The sequence below is a fragment of the Halobaculum sp. P14 genome, assembly GCF_051195155.1.
Taxonomy (GTDB): Archaea; Halobacteriota; Halobacteria; order Halobacteriales; family Haloferacaceae; genus JBNTKA01.
Window position 1 is genome coordinate 12,256 of record NZ_JBNTKB010000004.1, and the last position, 14,966, is coordinate 27,221.

General features: G+C 72.4%; 8 protein-coding genes. 1 reads left to right on the top strand and 7 read right to left on the bottom strand.

Annotated features, from left to right (window positions below):
• Window positions 1-74 precede the first annotated feature (74 nt).
• From ACQUS7_RS08805 to ACQUS7_RS08835, 7 genes are all read right to left on the bottom strand, one after another.
• The gene (locus ACQUS7_RS08805) at window positions 75-839 is read right to left on the bottom strand and encodes an adenosylcobinamide amidohydrolase (RefSeq protein ID WP_435146431.1); all 765 of its coding nucleotides are present in this window, start codon (window positions 837-839) and stop codon (window positions 75-77) included.
• The gene (cobD, locus tag ACQUS7_RS08810; RefSeq protein WP_435146433.1) at window positions 820-1,848 is read right to left on the bottom strand and encodes a threonine-phosphate decarboxylase CobD; all 1,029 of its coding nucleotides are present in this window, start codon (window positions 1,846-1,848) and stop codon (window positions 820-822) included. Before cobD ends, ACQUS7_RS08805 begins: the two co-directional genes overlap by 20 nt.
• A complete protein-coding gene (locus tag ACQUS7_RS08815; RefSeq protein ID WP_435146788.1) occupies window positions 1,838-2,482 on the bottom strand; it encodes an NTP transferase domain-containing protein in 645 nt (214 codons plus the stop codon). Before ACQUS7_RS08815 ends, cobD begins: the two co-directional genes overlap by 11 nt.
• Window positions 2,482-3,252: an adenosylcobinamide-GDP ribazoletransferase gene (locus ACQUS7_RS08820; protein ID WP_435126812.1), complete on the bottom strand. Its 771-nt coding sequence runs from the start codon at window positions 3,250-3,252 to the stop codon at window positions 2,482-2,484. The genes ACQUS7_RS08815 and ACQUS7_RS08820 overlap by 1 nt, the downstream gene beginning before the upstream one ends.
• Entirely contained in the window at window positions 3,243-4,151 is a 909-nt protein-coding gene (gene cbiB, locus ACQUS7_RS08825) for an adenosylcobinamide-phosphate synthase CbiB (RefSeq protein WP_435146436.1), read from the bottom strand. Before cbiB ends, ACQUS7_RS08820 begins: the two co-directional genes overlap by 10 nt.
• Window positions 4,148-4,780 carry an HAD family hydrolase gene (locus ACQUS7_RS08830; protein WP_435146438.1) on the bottom strand — a complete coding sequence of 211 codons (633 nt, stop codon included), beginning with the start codon at window positions 4,778-4,780 and terminating at the stop codon, window positions 4,148-4,150. Before ACQUS7_RS08830 ends, cbiB begins: the two co-directional genes overlap by 4 nt.
• 138 nt (window positions 4,781-4,918) lie before the next feature.
• Window positions 4,919-5,476 (bottom strand): DUF7344 domain-containing protein, encoded by a 558-nt coding sequence (locus ACQUS7_RS08835; RefSeq protein WP_435146440.1) that lies wholly within the window; start codon window positions 5,474-5,476, stop codon window positions 4,919-4,921.
• A 380-nt stretch (window positions 5,477-5,856) separates the two neighbouring features.
• Here ACQUS7_RS08835 and ACQUS7_RS08840 point away from each other — a divergent pair, with 380 nt between their 5' ends.
• Complete coding sequence (locus ACQUS7_RS08840) at window positions 5,857-14,940, top strand: right-handed parallel beta-helix repeat-containing protein (protein WP_435146442.1); 9,084 nt, start codon at window positions 5,857-5,859, stop codon at window positions 14,938-14,940.
• Window positions 14,941-14,966: the final 26 nt, after the last annotated feature.

A 14,966-nucleotide genomic window follows, 5' to 3' on the forward strand; every position in this document is an offset into this window, starting at 1 on the left:
GGGTCGGCGTCACCGTCCGCAACTCCTGGAGAGGCCGCGGCGGACGCCGATTCGTGCATCGGCCCTCAGGACGCTTACTCTCCGGGAACGAACACGTCGCTCCGAACGGCTGTTTCGACGCCGTACTCCGCGTCCTCGACCGACCGGGGCGGCTCCGCGTCCCGGTATCGCGAGTCGAGGCTGGCCTGGAGCGCGTCGCGGACGCAGGCGCGTGCGGCGGCGCCGACTCGCGTGGCGCTCCCGGAGTACCGCGACGGCTCGCCGTCGGGGTCGGTGGCGACGACGACGGCGTCGGTCGTCGTCCCCGGGAATCCGGTTTCGTGGAGCAGCGTCGCGGTCTTGGCTTCGGCGGCGACCGCGACGAGGTTTGCGAGCGCGGCGTCGCCGAGCGCCCGGGTCGTGCCGACGACGACGTTGACGGTGCCGGCGTCGGCGTCAGCATCGGAATCGGCATCGGCATCGGCGTCAGCGTCGGCAGCGGAGTCGGCCGGGAGGTCGCCGCCGGCGGGCGTCATCGGGAGCGCGGCGGGGTTGGAGACGCCGGCGGTGACGACCGCTTCGACCGGGCCGCAGCGGGCGCCGCGGGCGTGTCGCTGGTCGACGCCGGTGAGCAGCACCGGCCCGGACGCGGGCGCGGCGTCGAAGTCGGCGGCGGCGAGGCGTTCGTCGACGTACGCCGCGAGGTCGTCGCGGTGCCAGCCGTCCGGGACCGTGACGTTGTACGCCGCGTCGGCGTCGGCGAAGCCGCCGTCCCAGCCGGTCGACAGCCACCGCGTGCCGGGCCGCCGCAGCCGGAGGACGCCGTCGCGCGTCGTCGCCTCAAACGTCGGCGTCGACATCGGCGAGCACCTCCAGAAGCCGGTCGTTGTCGTCTGGCGTCCGGACGGCGACGCGGACGTGCGAGTCGAGGCCGCGGAACGTCGTGGCGTCGCGGACGGCGACGCCGCGGGCGCTGACGGCGGCGGTGAGCGCGTCGACGTCGCGGTCGCCGACGTCGACGAGGAGGAACGGGGCGTCCGACGGCGCCACGTCGAAGCCGTGCCGCTCGGTGAGCGCGGCTCGGAGGCGGCGGCGTTCGGCGGCGACGCGGCGCCGGGTCTCCGCGACGAACTCGGTCTGCCGCATCGCGTGCGCGCCGACCGCGGCGGCCGGGGCGCCGAGGTTCCAGGCGCGCCGCGCGGTCTGCAGGTCTGCGAGTCGGTCGCCGGCGGCGACGAGGAAGCCGGCGCGGAGCCCGGGGAGCCCGAACAGCTTGGTGAGCGACCGCACGACGACGACGCCGTCGGCGCCGGCCAGCGAGTCGAGGTCGGTGAAGCCGAGGAACGCCTCGTCGACGAGCAGTTCGGCGTCGGCGGCGCGGCAGCGCTCCGCGAACTCCCGCAGCGCGTCGGGGGCGGCCGCCTCACCGGTCGGATTGTTGGGCGTGCAGACGACGGCCATCGCGTGCCCGGCGGGGTCGGCGTCGAGGAGTTCGTCGTGCGGGACGAACACGGGCTCGGCGCCCTGCAGCTCGATTTCGCGGGCGTACTCGCCGAAGCTCGGCGCCGGGACCAGCACGGTGTCGCCGGGGCCGACGCGGGTCTCGATGGCGAGCCGGATGCCGGCGAGGCCGCCCGGCGTCGGCACGACGCGGTCGGGGTCGCAGCCGACGTAGTCTGCGGCGGCGGCGCGGAACGCCGGCGCGTCGTCGTTCGGATACCGGGTCGCGTCGTCGAAGGCGGCCTCGTACACCTCGCGGGTCCCTGGCGGCGTCCGCGGATTGACGTTCGCGCTGAAGTCGAGGACGTCCGGGTCGTCGGCGCCGCCGTGCGGGACGCGCGCCGCGTCGCGGACGGCGTCAGGGTCCATCGGCCACCTCCCCGCCGGCCGGCGCGCGTCGGGCCGCGAGCAGCCGTTCGGCGACCGCGGCGTCCGCGCGGCGGTTCACGTTCACGGCGAGCCGCGCGTCGTAGCTCCGGACCGCGGTGTCGCCGTCGGCGGCGACGACGTTGACGCCCGTCGGCACCCACGCCGCAGCTGCGTCGGCGTCGTCGCCCCCGGCGGCGTCTCCGGCGTCCCCGGCGTCCCCGGCGTCGACGCTGTCGGCGCTGTCGACGCTGACCCCGAGTTCGCGCTTCAGCGCCGCCGGGACGCGCACCGTCGTCGAGCCGTCGGCGGCGGCGAGCATCGCGTCGACCGCGTCGCCGGCGAGCAGCGGCAGGTCGGCGGCGACGGTCAGCACCGGCGTCCCCGTCGCGTCGAGCGCCGCCTGCAGGTCGGCGACGTAGCCGTCGCCGGGCGTCCGAATCACGGAGACCGCGTCGTCGTCTGCGAGGCGGTCGCGCGTGTCGGGCGTGTGCGGGGAGACGGCGGCGGAGACGGCGTCGACGCGGTCTGCGGCCGCGAGCGCGTCGCACACGCGGTCGACCATCGGTGCGCCGCCGACCGCGAACAGCGGCTTCTCCGCGTCGGCGTCGAGCCGGGTGCCGCGGCCGCCGCACATCACGAGAGCGTCCACACCATCACCCCCGCGTGCAGCCCCGCGATTCGCCCGGCCTCGTTGACGGCGCCGAACACGTCGCCGCTGACGCCGCCGAGCAGCCGCCTGACCCGCCACAGCACCGCGCCGGCGCCGACGACGGCGCCTGCGAGCGCGCCCGCCGCGGCCGGTGACGGCGCCGAAAGCAGCGCGGCCGGCACCGCCACGGCGACCGCCGGAAGCAGGTCGCTGCGGGCGGCGCGGCCGGTGAACTGCGACCCGAGTCCGTCGTGGGTCGCGGTGCCGACGCAGGCGACGGCGGCCTGCCCGAGTTTCGCGCCGACCTCGGCGGCGACGACGACCGCGGCGGCGACGCGGAGCGGGAGGCCGGCGGCGCCGACGGCGCCGAAGCCGAGCGCGAGCAGCGCGACGCCGACCGCGGCCGCGGCGCCGACGCCGACGGTGGTGTCTTTCAGCGCGGCGTGCCGGTCGGCGGCGTCGCCGTGGACGACCGCCGCGTCGGCGACGTCGGCGACGCCGTCGAGGTGGTTGATGCCGGTGAGCAACAGCACCGAGCCGACGTACGCGGCGGCGCCGACCGTCGCCGGAAGCCCGGCCGCGACGCCCGCAGCCACCGGGACGGCGAGCAGCGCGCCGACGGCGTAGCCCGTCGCCGGGAACGCCCACGGCGACCCGCGGAACGCGGCCCAGCCGGCGTCGTCGTGGCCGACGCGGAGCCGCGTGAGGAAGCCGAGCGCGCCGCGGACCGCGTCGGCGGCGTCGCTCAGGGCCACGCAGCCACCCCCGCGGCGGCGAGCGCGGTCGCCAGCAGCCCCGCGGCGCCGACGACGTGAATCCCGCGTCGCGCCGCCGCCGCGGTCGGCAGCGCCGGCCCGCACGGCAGTTCGTACGCGCCCGGCTTCTCCAGCCGCACGTCGAGCGCGGCGGCGAGCGTCGCCATCGGCCACCCGGAGTTCGGCGACGGCGGCGTCGACGCGTGCGGCCACGCCCGCCGGAGCGCACCGGGGTCCAGCGCCGCCGCGGCGACGAGGGCGGCGCTCAGCCGCGCCGGGAGCCACATCACGGCGTCGTCGAGCCGGGCGCTCGCGGTGCCGACGCGCTTCGACCGGTAGCCGAGCATCGAGTCCAGCGTGTTCACGGCTTTCACCCACGCGGCGGCGCCGGCCGCGACGGGCAGCGAGACGGACGCGCCGACCGCGAACGCGGCGAGCGGGGCGACGAGGCCGTCCGCGAGGTTCTCGGCGGCGCTCTCGACGGCGGCGCTCCGAATCTGGCCGGCGGACAGCCCCGCGGGGTCGCGGCCGGCGAGCGACCGGAGCCGGTCGCGGGCCGCGTCGACGTCGCCTTCGGTCGCCGCGACGACGGCTCGGGCTTCGTCGAGCAGCATCCGGAGGCTCGTCGCGCTGAACAGCGCGAGCGCCGCGACGGCGACCGCGGCCGCGACGTGGGGCCGCCCCGCGGCCGCGACGACGCCGGCGACGGCGACCGCGGCGGCGAGCGGGAGCGCGACCGCGACGGCGACGCCGACGGCCAGCGGCCGGGACCACTCCCGGTCGAACGGCGCGACCGCCGCCCCGAACCAGACGACGGGGTGTGTGCGCGTCGGGAACTCCCCGACGGCGGCGTCGAGCAGCGCCGCCACAGCGACGGCCGCCGCGGCGGGCAGGCTCACGGCTCGCCCTCCGCCCGGAGTTCCCGGGCGACGGCCGGAAGCGACCGTGACTCGTCGAGCAGCACCGCGCGGCCGCCGACCGCCTCGACGCCGCCGTCCGCGTCCGGGTCGTCGCCGACGTGAACCAGTTCCGCGGAGTCGACGTCGAGCGCCGCGGCGACGGCGTCGAACGCCCGCGGGTCCGGCTTCCGCCAGCCGCACCCAACGCTCGTCACGACCGCGTCGAACCGGTCCGTGCCGACGCCGCAGCGGTCGAGGACGCGCTCGGGGAGCCCGGGGACGCTGCAGTTCGACAGCAGGCCGACGGCGCCGCGGTCAGCGGCCGCAGCGAGCGCGTCGCGGGCGCCGTCGCGGACGGTGACGGGCCGGTCGAACGCGTCGCGGACGGCGGCCGCGGCGACCGGTTCGGCGACGTCGACGTCGCGGCTGTCGAGCGCCGCCGCGACGTGCCGGCCGAGCGAGCACTCGGCGCCGGCGGGCACGTCGACGTGCGGCTCGCGGTACGCCGCCGCCCAGTCGTCCGGGACCGGGACGTCGCGGTCGCGGAGCGCGTCGGCGACCGCCGTCGCGGGGTCGGCGGGCCGCGCGACCGCCACGAGCGTCCCGAACAGGTCGAACGAAGTTGCCACTGTGGTTGGATTCCTGCAACTGGACTTGAATCACTCGGTCAGCGCGGTCGCCGGGGCGCGCCACGTACCGCCGCGGCACGACGGGGCGACCCGCCGCGTCGTGTGTTCGTCAGCGGTCGTCGTCCCGGCCGCTGGCCGTCAGCGGTCGCCGTCGCGTCGCGCCCGGTGGAAGACGGTGCTGCCGAGCGTCCAGGTCTGGTAGACCGCGGAGGCGACGACGACGGCGAGAAACAGCGCCGCGACCAACACCGACGGGAGCGCGGCGAACCCCGGAACGCCGACCTCCACGGCGAGCACGGCCAGCAGGCCGAGCAGGCCGACGCCGACGTAGTACTCGCTCCAGGCGATGTCGTACCCGGAGACGACTTCGAGGTGGACGGTGACGTCGTCCGCGCGGTCGCTGAGCCGGATTCCGTCCCCGTCCTGCTCGACGATGCCGAGCCTGACGAGCTTCGGGATGTGCGTCTGCTGGAGGGAGACGTAGACGCTCTGCCGGACGTCGCGCGGCGCCGGCACCTCGTCGGACTCCTGTTCGGCGATGCGTTCGGCGAGGTCGCTCACGGACGCGGTCGCCCGGTCGGTGAGCAGCGAGAGCAGTCTGCGCCGCCGCTCGTTGCGCAACACGTCGTGGATTGCTGTCTCCGGGAGCTCCGGAGTGTCGGTGCTGCCGCGGTAGTGTGACGCACCAGCGATCATTGTGCGGAGAATAGGTCAACCGAGTAATCAATCTGTGTGATTTGCTCACGCAGAATACAGCTAAATTTTCTGCTTCTCGCGCCGACCGCTCCGGAGGCGCTCGATTAAACGGCCCGTTCAGCCGCCCACTCCCCGCATAATCAGCCGTTAAGCGGGCGTTAACTGGCCATTGAATAAGCCGTCGGGGATCTGTGGGTGTGTTGATACCAGATGTCTCCCCTGCACCGGACTCGGCAGCCGACGCGGCCCGCGCCGCCCGACGACGGGCCGCGGACGCGCGAACAGCTCAGACCAGAATCGACGGTCCCGACCAGACCAGTATCGGCGGCGAACAGACCGACATCGCCGGCGGACAAGCGGCCTGCACCGCCGGAGGACCGATGACGCGCTCGGACGCCAGCGCGGTTCGGCGCGCGGTGCTGCTCGCCGCGGTCGTCGCGCTCGCGACGCTCGCCGCCCCCGCCGCCGCGGCCGACCCGACGACCATCTACGTCGACGACGACTGGAGCGGCGCGAGCGGCGGCGACACCGTCGGCGACGGCTACGTCGTCGGGACCAACGCGACCGCGACGATACAGGAAGCGATGAACCTCGCCGACGCGGGCGACACCGTCGTCGTCCGCGACGGCACCTACGACGGCCAGGTGGTCGTCGACGAGGACGTGACGCTGACCGCCGAGTCGCCACACGGCGCGACGATTCGATACGCGCCCGGGAGCGCCACCGGCCAGCCGGCGGTGAAAGTCACGCACGACGGCGCCACCGTCTCCGGATTCACCGTCGAGCGCGTCGCCGCCGCGGGCCGCGGCTCGTCGGCGCCGTTCGCGCAGGGCATCCGGGTCTCCGGCAGCGACGTCCGCATCGAGAACAACGTCGTCGTCGGGTCCGGGTTCACCGACCTCCACAACAAGGGCATCATGGTCCTCGACGACGAGAGCGGCGGGAGCGGCGAAACCGTCGCGAACGTCACCGTCACCGGCAACGACGTCTCCGGGTTCGCCGGGCCGCTCGCCGTCGCGGCGAACTACGGCGGCAGCGTCGACGGCGTCGACGTCTCCGGCAACACGCTCGCCGGCGTGAACTCGAACGGCATCTCCGTCGGCGCAATCTCCGGGACGGTCAGCAACGTCTCGCTCGACGGCTACGGCTACGAAGCCACCACCAGCGCCTACCCGAACACGACGGTCTACTTCGCCACCGAATCCGACGCGCTCTCCTTTGGCGCCACCATGCCGGACGCCGTCGTCACCGACGGACAGGGAACGTACCTGGTCGGCTCCGGGATGTCGATTCAGGACGCCGTGAACGCCTCCGGGGACGGCGACACGGTCAGCGTCGCCGCAGGCACCTACACCGAGCAAGTCGTTATCGAGACGAACGTGAGCATCGTCGGCGCGGGCGAGGAAGCGACGACGATCAAGTCACCGTCTTCCCTCGCCCACTCGTTCACGACGGCTGGCGGCGAAGCCGGGTACGCCGCCCTCGTCGTGGAGAACGCTAACGCTGACGTGCGGAGGCTGACTGTCGACGGCGCAAACAACGGCGACGGAAACGTCGAGTTCCACGGCATCGCGTATGCGAATGCGAGCGGCACAATCGCGAACGTCACCGTGGAGAACGTGATGAACTCTCAGTTCTCGGGCAGCCAGCATGGCACCGCCGTCGCGGTATACAACCTCGACGGTCAACAGCGGACGTTCACGATGAAAGACTCGACGCTCGTCGATTATCAGAAGGGCGGCTTCGTCGCGAGCGGTAGCGGGCTCACCGCGCGCGTCATCGACAACGACGTAACGGGTCAAGGGCCGACGGACGTCACCGCGCAGAACGGCATTCAGATTTCTGGATCTGCAGTTGGTATAATAAAGGAGAACACGGTCAGTGGACACGACTACACACCCGGAAACTGGCTCGCGACGGATATCCTCCTATCCGGTCACAGTACAAACGAGACAACGGTGGTCGCGAACAACACGCTATCGAACAGCATGGGTGCGCTCGCTGTGTCCGGTTCGACCAACGTTGAGGTAACCGGCAACAACTTCTCGAACAACACCTGGCACCTTGCGGACTACACCGGGGGCCTCGACACGACCACCATCTTCGAGAGCAACGACTTCGACACCGCAGCGTACGCCGGAAACGCCACCGGTACGACAGGTGCGTCCATCGTAGGGACGCTCAGTGCCGCGGTCAGCGGTGCCAGTTCCGGCGACACCGTTCACGTCGCGAATGGGTACTACGACCTCGGCGGCGACCGGGTCGACGTGTCGAAAGACGGCATCACCATCGAGGGCGAGTCGAAGTCCGGCGTCGTCGTCGACGGCTCCGGCGCGTCGTGGCCGATATACGTCCACAACCAGAGCGACGTCACCCTGCGGAACCTCACCGTCTACGGCACCGAGCAGTCCGGCTCCGACGACACCATCAAGGCCGCGTTCGTGGACGGCCTCACCATCGAGAACGTCGCCGTCAACGGCTCCGCCGGCAACGAACTCGACTTGAACAACGTCGTGAACGCGACGCTGCGGAACGTCGACGCGGACGGCGAAGGCACCGGCGGCGTCGGCGTCGCGCTCTCGGGGGTCCGGAACGTGACGCTCGACGACGTCGACACGACCGGGAACGGCTGGGGCGGCGTCGGCCTGTACGACGTCTCGACCAGCGTGAAGAACAACTACCCGAGCGGCTGGACGCTCGTCGAGAACACCTCCGAGGTCACCGTCGCGCCGTCGAGCGACCTCAACGAGTCCATCTCGCTGTACTCCGACCAGGCGTTCGGCGGGACGCTCGGCGCGCTGTACGCGCCCGCGTACGACTACGCGGTGCAGAACCCTGACCACCGACCGCGCGGCGACGACTTCGTGTTCTACACCGAAACCGAGTCCGAAGCCGTCTCGCTCGCGCGCGGCCTCGCGAACAACAGCAGCTCGACCGTCCGGACGCTGACACACAGCGCCGGCGACGAGGTCGACCTCGGGTCGACGTACGTCGTCGCGGACGGCCTCTCCATCCAGACGGCAATCGACGCCGCGGACGCCGGCGCCACCGTCCGGGTGGCGAACGGGACGTACGACGAGTCGCTCACCGTCGACGAGCCGCTGTCGCTCGTCGGCGCCGGCGCCGTCGTCGTCAACGGCAGCGGCGACGGCGACGGCATCTCGCTCGCCGCCGACGACGTCGTCATCCGCGGCGTCACGGTCCGGAACTTCAACACCGGCCTCGACGTCGCGAGCACGCAGTCCGTCGACGGCCTGCGCGTCGCCGACAGCCGCTTCGCGAACAACACGTTCGGCGTCTACTTCGCGAAGAAGTACGACACACCCGGCGACTCGACCGTGAGCAACGTCAGCTTCGTCGACGTCACCTTCGCCGACAACGACAAGAAGGGGCTGTACGTCGAGAAGCTCGAAGACGCGGTGTTCGACGGCATCACCGTCGAGGACAGCGGCGTCGACGACACCTACCAGTACAACAACGGCTTCGACATCAACCTCAAGGCCGGCGACTACGAGAACGTCACCGTCCGCGACTCCCGGTTCGTCGGCTCCGGCGAGTTCACGTCCGCCGTCTCCGGCCGGGACTTCTCGGGCGCGCTCGCCATCAAAGCCCGCGACGACGGCGACTACAACGACAGCGACACCCCGGCGGCGACGCTGACCGGCGTCACCGTCGTCGACAACACGTTCGTCGCAGAGGACGACTCCGAGCGCGTCGCGCTCCGGTTCGGCGAACCCGGCGCCGGCAACGCCGGCCCGACCGACGTCACCGTCGCCGGAAACACGTTCACCGGCTACGACGTCCCGGTGTACGACGTCACGACCGGCTCCGGGCTCGACGCGGCCGCGCTCGTCGCCAGCAACAACTTCACGGGCGGCGTCGCCACCGTCTCCGGCGGGTCCAGCGTCTACGGCACGATTCAGGCCGCCGTCGACCACGCCGCCGCCGGCGACACCGTCCGCGTCTCCGCGGGCACCTTCACCGAGAGCGTCGTCGTCGACACGTCCGTGACGCTTGAGGGCGCCGGCGCCGGCCGGACCGTCATCGCGCCGGAGAGCGGCACCGCCGTCAGCATCGAGAACGTCACGAGCGGCGACCGCATCAGGGTCGACGACGTCACGGTCCGCGACCTGACCGTTCGGGCCGCCCCGGGCGAAATCGGGCTGCACACCGTCTCGAACACCGACGACGACTACGAGACCGGGAACGTCACCGTCGAGGACGCCGTCGTCGAGGGCGGCGTCGCCGCGGTCGGCCTGTTCGACACCGAGCGGGCGACGTTCGAGAACGTCACCGTCCGGAACGTGACGAGCGACGTCGGCGCGTTCGAAGTCGGCGGCGTCGGCAGCCTCGTCATCGAGGACAGCCGCGTCGCGAACACGACGACCGGCGTGAAGTTCAACGACTTCACGGGGCTCGGCTACGAGCCGACCGGGTCGCTCACCGTCCGCCGCACGACGTTCACGCACACCGACGTCGCCGTGAACGTCACCGCCGGCATCGACGCCGCCGCGGTGACGTTGCAGTTCAACGACTTCGGGACGACCGGCCAGTCCGGCGGCGACGCGGTCGCCGTCGCGAACAACGGCGCCGGCGAACTGAACGCCACCCTGAACTACTGGGGGAGCGCGAACGGCCCGGCCGCCGACGCGAACCGCTACAACGCCGGCAGCCAGGGCGCAGCAGTCACCGGCGACGTGGCGTTCGCGCCGTGGCTGAACGCATCGCTCACCGGCGCGGGCACCGCGTCGACGGTCAGCCCCGTCACGAACACCGACACCGGCGAGTCGTACGCCTCGATCCAGGCCGCCGTCGACGACGCCGCGTCCGGCGACGTGCTGTTCGTCGCCGCCGGCAGCTACGACGAGTCCGTCGCGGTCGACACCGCGAACCTCACGCTGGTCGGCGCGGACGGCGCGACGATTCACGGCGGCATCGGCTTCACGGGTGCCCACCCGGACGGCGTCACCGTGACAGGGTTCACGTTCACGGACACCGAGAAGGCCATCAACGCGAACAACGCCGGGGACGACCTGACAGTGACGAACAACCGGTTCGTCGACGTCGCGAACCCCGTCATCCACGGCGGCGAATCCGGCGGCCAGGACCACGTCAAGACCGGGTGGACGATCGCCGACAACGAGGTGACGAACGCGTCGACCGGGTTCAGGCTGTGGAACCTCGGTGAACTCACCGTCACCGAAAACGACTTCACGAACGTCTCCGGGTCCGCCGTGTCGCTCATCAGCGTCGACGGAGCGGTCGTCGCGCAGAACACGGTGACGAACTCCACGAAAGCCGGCGTGTTCGTCGAAGGGCCGTTCAGCGCCGTCTTCGACACGGCGACACGGGACGTCGACGTGGTGAACAACACGTTCACGAACGCCGGCGCCGCGAACACGACGTATCCGCAGGCAGCCGTGAAAATCGGCTCGAACCTCGCCGACCGCGACGAAGTGGAGGTTCACCAGAACCGCATCACCGCCTTCCGGACGGACGGGCTGTTCGTGGCCGACTCGGCGAACGCGACCGGCACGGTCAACGCCACGCTGAACTACTGGGGCGCGCCGACCGGACCGGGCGGCGCCGGACCGGGCGACGGCGCGAACGTCACAGCGAACGTGACGGTGTCGCCGTTCTACGTGGACGCCGCGATGACGACGCTGTCGACGGAGCCGCCCGCCGTCAGCAACGCGACGCTGGTCGACGCGACCGACGGCAACGGCGTCGTCGGCGACGGCGACCGACTCACCGTCTCCGCGCGCGTGACCGACGCGAGCGGCGTCGACTCGGTGCGGGTGGACGCCGGACCGTTCGGCGCCGGCACCGTCACGCTCACCGACGGCGACGCGGACGGCGTCTACGAGGCGACGTTCACCGTCGACGCCGCGGCCGCGTCCGTCGACGCGAGCTACGCGCTGTCCGTCGTCGCGACCGACCGCGGCGGCGCGGTCGGCTCGGCGTCGACGAACCCGGTCGACCTGTCGACCGACTCCGAGACGACGACGACGTTCAGCGTCTCGGACGCGACGCCGCTGAACACCGACGTCGTCGACGTGACCGTCACGGTCCGGAACGTCGGGAACCGGTCGGCCGACCGGACCGTGCGGCTGCTCGTCGACGGCGCCGCCGTCGGCGCGAAGTCCGTGACGGTGCCCGCGAACACCTCGCGAACAGTGACGTTCCAGCACCGGTTCGCCGTCGGCGCCCACGCCGTCACGGTGAACGACTCGGTGAACACGCTGGCCGCGAAGACGGTCGTCGCGGACCGCGCGACGAACCCGCAGGCGTCCGTCTCCATCACGTCGCCGGCCGCCGGCGCCACGGTCAGTGACGGGAACGTGACGCTGACGTACGCGCTGCGGAACGCCGACGCCGGCATCGCCGCGGTCAGGTACGCCGTCGACGGCGGCGCCGCCCAGTCCGTCACGGACCTGAACCGGACCGCCGTGAACCTCACCGGGCTGAGCGACGGCAGCCACACCGTCACGGTGCGGCTCGTCGACAACCTCGGCAACGCGATGCCGCCGAAGACGCGGACGTTCACCGTCGACTCGACGCCGCCGACGGTCGACGTGACGCCGAGCCGCACCGACGCGGTCGGCGCGAACCGCGGCGTCGCCGTCGACCTCTCCGTCACCGACGCGAACCCCGGCGACGCGACCTTCGTGGTCCGCGACGCCGGCGGCGACGCGGTGTACGCGGTCGACGTCGGCGACGAACTCGCAGACGGAGCCGCGACCGTCCGCTGGGACGGCACGAACGCGACCGGCGACCCGGTGCCCTCCGGCACCTACACGCTGGCGCTGAACGCCAGCGACGCCGGCGGGCTCACCGCGGAGGCGAACGCGACGGTCGCCGTCGACAACGCGGCGCCGTCCGTCGGCGTCGACTCGGTGTCGCCGCTGCACCTCGGCGGCGGCGGAACGGTGACGGTCGACGTCACCGCCGCCGACGCGGCGACGGGCGGCTCCGGCGTCGACGCGGTCGACGTGACGCTCGTCGCCGAAGACGTGAACTACCGGACGACCAGGGCTGCGACGAACGGCTCCGGGACGTGGACCGCGACGTTCGACGCCGCGAACCTCACGGTCGACGGCAACTACACCGTCCGCGTCACCGCGACCGACGCCGCCGGCAACGACGCGGCGGCCGTCGGCAGCGGCGAACTCGCCGTCGACACCTCCGCGCCGACCGTCAGCGCGGTCGTGAAACCGAAGGACGGCACCACTGGCTACGTGAACGTCACCGTCTCCGAGGACGTCCCGTCCGCGCCGACGCTCGACCTCGACGACCCGGACGGAAACGACGTCACCGTCAACGGATTCAGCGAAGTCGGGTCGACGAACGTCTACTCCGGCACCTTCAGCTTCACCGGCAGCGGCCAGTACGAGCTGAACGCGAGCGCGACCGACGCCGCCGGCAACGCCGGCGAGTCGACCGCGACCGCGAACGTCTCGACGGCGCTCACCGGCCGGCAGTTCACCATCCGCGGCGGCGACGGCACCGTCGTCGTGCTGAACATGAACGCGAGCGTCACCAGCGAGTACGCGGCGTTCACCAGCTCTGACACGCCGCTCGCCGAACTCGGCACGAACGTCGGGTCGACGTTCCTGAACGGCGAACTGAGCCCGGGGCTCACAGCGAACCTCGACAACGCCTCCATCCGCATCCCGACCGCCGGGAACACGCCCGCCGGCGTCGACACGGAGGACGTCGAAATCCGGCGGTACAACGCGACCACCGGGTCGTGGGAGGCCGTCGGCACCACCGAGGTCCGCGTCATCGACGGCACCGAGTACTTCGTCGCGACCGTCGAGCACTTCTCGACGTACGGCCCGGTCGCGCCCGACACGACCGCGCCGAGCATCGACTCGACCGCCGTGTCGCCGACGAGCCCGACGTACAGCACCGCGACCGCGACGGTGACGGTGCAGTACAGCGACAACAAGCAGGTCGACGCCGGCAACGTCACGGTGCGGTTCGACGGCGCCGACGTCACGGGGAGCGCCGCGACGAGCGTCTCCGGGTCGCAGGTGACGTACACCGCGTCCGGCCTCGTCGGCTCCGGCACCCACTGGCTGAACGTCTCCGTGCCCGACACCGCCGGCAACGCCGAAACCGAGAACGTCTCGTTCACGGTGCCGCGCGACACGGACGCGCCGCAGGTCACCGAGTCCATCACGGACTCGCACCCGTACGGAACCACGTCGGTCCCGCTGTCGTTCGGGCTCACCGACAGCCTGAGCGGCGTGAACGTCTCCGCCGTCACGCTGTCCGTCGACGGCGTCGACGTCACCGGGCCGGCGACCGTCACGGCCTCCGGCGTCCAGTACACCGCGACCGGTCTCGGGCCGGGCACGCACACCGCGACGCTGACCGTCGCCGACGCCGCCGGCAACACCGACACCGTCACCGAGTCGTTCGTCGTCGCCGGCGACACCGACACTCCGACGGTCACGTCGACCACCATCTCGCCGACGCCGACGAACGGCGAACTCCCGATGGGGACGACGCAGGCGACCGTCGAGTTCGAGTACACCGACGCCACGAGCAGTATCGACGCCGGCAACGTCACGGTCCGGCTCGACGGAACCGACGTCACCGGCGACGCGGTCGTCACCGCCGACGGCCTGACGTACACCGTCCTCGGGCTCACGAACGGGTCGACGCACACCGTCACGGCGACGGTCGTCGACGCCGAGGGCAACACGGTCACCGAGTCCGTCACCGTCGAAGTCGCCGCCCCCGAGCCGGACACGCCGAGCGCCCCCGGCAACACCGCCGACGATGACGACGACTCGCCGTCGACCGGCCCGTCGACGCCGACGCAGGTCCGCGTCTCCGACGTGCTGCAGGGCGGCGTCGCGACCGTCGACCTCGGCACGAGCGTCTCCCGAGTCGACATCACGTTCGACGACGCCGGCGCGTCCGGCATCGTCACGGTGCAGCAGCTCGACGGCCGGCCCGCGTCCGTCCCGCCGCTGCCCGACGGCGCCCGCGACGTCGCGTTCATCGACGTGACCGTCCCGTCCGGGCTCACCGACTCGAGCGCGACCGTCCGGCTGACCGTCGACCGCGACGCGGTCGGCACGGCCGACCCGAGCGGCCTCGTGGTGTACCACTACCACGACGGCTCCTGGTCGACGCTCGACACTAGCCTCGTCTCCGCGACCGACGAAACGGTCGTGCTGGAGGCCCGGACGCCGGGCTTCTCGCTGTTCGCTGTCGGCTCGACCGCCGAACAGCAGTCGACGCCGACTGACACGCCGACCGACGGCGACTCGCCGACAGACACGCCGACCGACGAACCGACCGAGACGCCCGCGGACACGCCGACCGACGAGCCGGCGACGAGCGAACCGGTGCAGGAGCCGGCCGGCTTCGACCTCGGCGTCGTCGCCGCGGTGCTGCTCCTGCTCGTCATCGTCGGCGCGTTCGTCGCGCTCCGCCGCCGCGAGTAAGCCGCACCGCCGACAGCCGACAACGC